This window comes from Pseudoalteromonas sp., assembly GCF_041629635.1.
Taxonomy (GTDB): Bacteria; Pseudomonadota; Gammaproteobacteria; order Enterobacterales; family Alteromonadaceae; genus Pseudoalteromonas.
Window position 1 is genome coordinate 1 of the sequence record NZ_JBFKMX010000213.1, and the last position, 4,096, is coordinate 4,096.

5 protein-coding genes are annotated in these 4,096 nt (G+C 37.7%); 2 read left to right on the plus strand and 3 right to left on the minus strand.

Annotated features, from left to right (window positions below):
• Positions 1 to 546: hypothetical protein (locus ABYD77_RS18125; RefSeq protein WP_372771499.1), on the plus strand; the 546-nt coding region annotated here is incomplete at its 5' end.
• A gap of 46 nt (positions 547 to 592) precedes the next feature.
• On the plus strand, positions 593 to 1,120 hold the full coding sequence (locus tag ABYD77_RS18130) for a hypothetical protein (protein ID WP_372771500.1): 528 nt from the start codon (positions 593 to 595) through the stop codon (positions 1,118 to 1,120).
• A 133-nt stretch (positions 1,121 to 1,253) separates the two neighbouring features.
• Here the strand turns inward: ABYD77_RS18130 and ABYD77_RS18135 are convergent, their stop codons facing one another.
• From ABYD77_RS18135 to ABYD77_RS18145, 3 genes are all read right to left on the minus strand, one after another.
• Positions 1,254 to 1,568, minus strand: a complete 315-nt coding sequence (locus ABYD77_RS18135; RefSeq protein WP_372771501.1) for a hypothetical protein — start codon at positions 1,566 to 1,568, stop codon at positions 1,254 to 1,256.
• Positions 1,569 to 1,899: 331 nt separating this feature from the next.
• Positions 1,900 to 3,135 carry a sugar MFS transporter gene (locus ABYD77_RS18140; RefSeq protein WP_372771502.1) on the minus strand — a complete coding sequence of 412 codons (1,236 nt, stop codon included), beginning with the start codon at positions 3,133 to 3,135 and terminating at the stop codon, positions 1,900 to 1,902.
• 146 nt (positions 3,136 to 3,281) lie between these two features.
• A partial coding sequence (locus ABYD77_RS18145; RefSeq protein ID WP_372771503.1) for a glycoside hydrolase family 16 protein occupies positions 3,282 to 4,096 on the minus strand: 815 nt, incomplete at its 5' end.

The following is a 4,096-nucleotide window of genomic DNA, read 5'->3' on the forward strand; positions in this document are numbered from 1 at the left end:
ACAATAAAAGGTTATGGCTCCACTTTAGGTTCATATCAATCACTGACACCGGGGATCCGTGGTCAATATATGGAGCGAATCTATAATACACCATCCGCTATTTTTGATTACTCGCTTGATACAACACAGTTTACTCAAGGTATATCAGCCGTAGGTGACACACTAACCAAAACTGGTCTATTTATGACATTAGGAAGCAGCGTAGCGACTCTTGGTTATGATTATATGTATGGGGATGGGCGTTTAGATACGGGGGACTGGTTTAGAGAAGGTGGGTATGTTGTTACCAATACTGTATTTGCTTTAAGTAGTTTCGATCAATTTAAGGATGTTACAGCGCTTACGCGTCTAAACCCTATAGGGATGATGTTCACAGCTATAGATATTGGATTGCAGATATCTCCTGAATATACAGTTCAATTTGGTCCTTACGCAGGTAATCAAGTAAATGGTTGGACTAAAGTGATGCATGCAAATGCAGACATTATTGACGCCAATAAACAGGTCAATTCTAAATTTGATTTGTTTAAAGGTAATAAAATCTAATAGGGAGGCGCAAGTGGCTAAAGCTTGCGTTTTTAGGAACATTAAATTGAAACTAATTAAATTTTATTATTTCTTTGTATATAAAATAGTTCTAAGAACAGCTCCACATAAGGATCCAAAGAAAGCCACGATAGGTGATATAGCGATGCCTTTGGCATCATTTTTAAGTATTCATAGTTTTATTTTATTACTTGATAAAAGACTGTGGGATTTTATTTTAAGCGCTTGGAGTACTGAATTGGTTAACCCAAGTAAATACAATTTGTTAGCACCTTCAGCAGTATTTGGGTTGCTTATCTGGTTTTTAAGCTCTAAAACTTTGAAATTTTATTTTGCTAACCCAATTAGAGCCCTTGAACTAGATAGCTATTTTATATCAAATAATGCAAAACAGAAAAATTATGAAAACCTGTGCCGGTTTTTAACTATTTTCTTTCTTTTTGCGCCATTCTTGACTCTCGCCTTTTGGACAAAGTTTGGTTTGATAGGGTTTACACCAGTATTTAGCTTTTTAGTATTGATTGAAATGTGGATCAGGTATGAGTTTAAATGGGCAAAAGCTAGATACAAATAGATGCCTTTGGCAATGCGCTGGGGTAGTTAACTGGAGCGACTGAGTTGAGCTTTAGCCTTTGGCCGACTTTATATAAGTCTCCTCATTGGACGTTGAATCCAACTGAAGCCACATTCCTAACAATATCATTAGTTTAATGCACTGTAATAGGCTGATCGTTGACTACTAATGATTGTCCATTTTCTTGAGCGCGAATAAAACTAGAAATCAAAACGTTATTTGATAGTGAGTTAATATCTTCTACTTCTTCAACCGTGCAAAACATTATTGATTCCCAACCAAGCCCCTTAATAAAGCTTTTGAGTTGTTTGAGGTTTTCTTGATAATTTTTATCGGTTGTTAATAGCCCGATAGAGTGTTTATTACCTAGTTTATACTTATCGTTGTTTGATGTTGCGCATTTTGCGTAACCGCTCAATACATACACTATATTTGCTTGCTTGTTCATGGTGATAACTTTATAAATCGGTTTGATACATTTTGCCTTTACGCATATATGCATTTTTCAAACCAAACTAAACACTATTTTAAAATTAAGTCTGTATGCCTTTAATTACAGTGGAAATGTATTTTCTTAAAATAAATTAAGCAGGCAATATGGCAAGTAAGAGTCAATTTTTTGTTGTGATCTATAAAGAAAATAGGAAGTAAGCGGGTTTACATTCGCAGATTTGATTTTTGCTAATAATTAGCTAATTACGGAGGTTTTAGCGAAAGCTGATTATATAAATAAAAAAGGCCACACTATGTGACCTTTAAAGTACTGGATTATTTTACACTTAAGCGTCTGTTTTATGCCCTTTTACACCGTAGAATACGATAAACACGTAACATACAGCAGGAATAATAAATGAGAGTGTAAGGCCGATAGTATCAGCTGCAATGCCTTGGAAAACAGGAATAATGGCACCGCCCACAATAGCCAAACATAAAATGCCCGACCCTTGTGAGGTGTGCTCTTTTAAGTTGTTAATCGCAAGGCTAAAAATAGTTGGGAACATAATTGAGTTACATAAACCCACAGCGAGCATTGTCCACATTGCGATAGGGCCAGAACTTAACATTGATACCACAATCAGTACGATAGCAAGGGCAGCATTAAAAGCCAGTACCTTACCACCAGATACCTTTTGCATCACGGCAGCACCAATAAAGCGACCCACCATCGCACCGCCCCAATAATAAGCGATGTATTTAGCGGCAGTTGCCTCTGTCATTTGTGTTGTACTGGCACTTGAAATGTAATTGATTAAGGTACTGCCAATAGCCACTTCAGCACCCACATAAACAAAAATACCAATGGCACCGAGCACTAAATGCTTGTGTTGCCATGCCGAGCCTTGGCTAACTGGTTGCGTTTCTTGATTGGTAATTTTAGGTAACTTTAATACTAAAAAGATAAGTGCGAGTACTAATAACGACGCCGCTAAAATTAAATAAGGTAACTGTACAGCGGTACCATCATGACTTTGACTAGCGCTATCAGCCGAGAAGAAAAGTGCCGCACCAAATAGTGGCGCAACAGTGGTCCCTAAAGAGTTAAACGCCTGAGTTAAGGTTAAGCGAGAAGGCGCTGTTTTAGGGTCACCTAAAGCACTGACATACGGGTTTGCTGATACTTGTAAAATAGTAATACCACTGGCTAATACAAATAACGCCATTAAGAAAAGCGCATACATGCCAGAGGTTGCAACAGGGTAAAATAACAAACACCCGAAACAGGCGATTGCTAAGCCGGTGACAATGCCTTTTTGATAACCAATTTTCCCGACTAACTTACCGGCGGGCAGTGAGACGATAAAGTAAGCACTAAAAAAGCAAAACTGAATCAGCATTGCTTGGGTGTAATTAAGGGTAAAGGCTTCTTTTAGATAGGGAATTAAAATGTCATTAAGACAGGTAATAAAACCCCACATAAAGAACAAGCTGGTTAAAGCAACAAGTGCAAACTGGGTGTTAGAGGTATTACTTGCCTCAATTTGCACGGTCTGATTTAGTGGATTGGGTGAGCTCAATGTCGTTTCCTTTAATATGTTGTCAATTTTTTGTAGTTATTAATATTAAAAAGCTAAAGTATACAATATGTAACTTAGTTGAAAGCATTACATACGATTGCATAAAATTTAAAAAGCTAACCCATTGATTGATAAGTTTTTTATTTTTACATGGTTGAGGCTTTACCATTAACAAGTAACTTATCTAAACTAGATTTCAGCTTAGGTAAGCTTGCGCACCCTTTACCAGAGAGTTTATCAACTTGGCATTGATAAGCTTTTACATACTCAACAATAAACGGGTTATTTTCGTCAAAGGCATTAGCATCTACCCCTTTTTGTCCGGTATTTTCTGGCCAGTTTCCGCCAACAGCAAAATTTAGAATTAAATGAAACGCCTGATCAAAAGGGGCTTTTGAATATAATACGTCTTGCTTTTGGCTATTGTTATTTGAGCTCAGGGTATACCAGCCTTGATGGGCAAATTTTCCGTTATTGTTTAACCTGGTTTGTTTTTGGCGGGCATATAAAATGTTGTCTACATACCACCTTATTTCGCCTTCTTCCCACTCAACACTGTAAAGATGAAAGCCATCTGCGGGGTTGCTTTTACCACCAAAATCAAATGCTTTTCCTGAATAGACATTGTTTGGCCAATCATGGCCGTAGTGAAGCGTGCCATGAACGGTGTTTTCAATCTTACCGTTTTTGAGTGGCACTTTAAGATTAACGCTTTCCATGATGTCTATTTCGCCAGACTTTGGCCAAGTACCATAAACTTGTTCAGTAGGCAGCATCCAAAAGGCTGGCCATGCCCCTTGCCCTGATGGCAGTTTGGCTTTGATTTCAAAGCGGCCATACTTAAAATCAGCTTTTCCTTTGGAGTTGATGCGGGCAGAGGTAAAAGGTTTTAATGCCTTATCGTTTGCTTTTCTCGCAACTAAATACAAAGCGCCGTTTTTTAAAAACAGGTTGTCGTTAT

Coding starts and splice junctions, on each gene's coding strand:
- ABYD77_RS18135 (WP_372771501.1), bottom strand. CDS start 1,568: ATGAACAAGCAAGCAAATATAGTGTATGTATTGAGCGGTTACGCAAAA.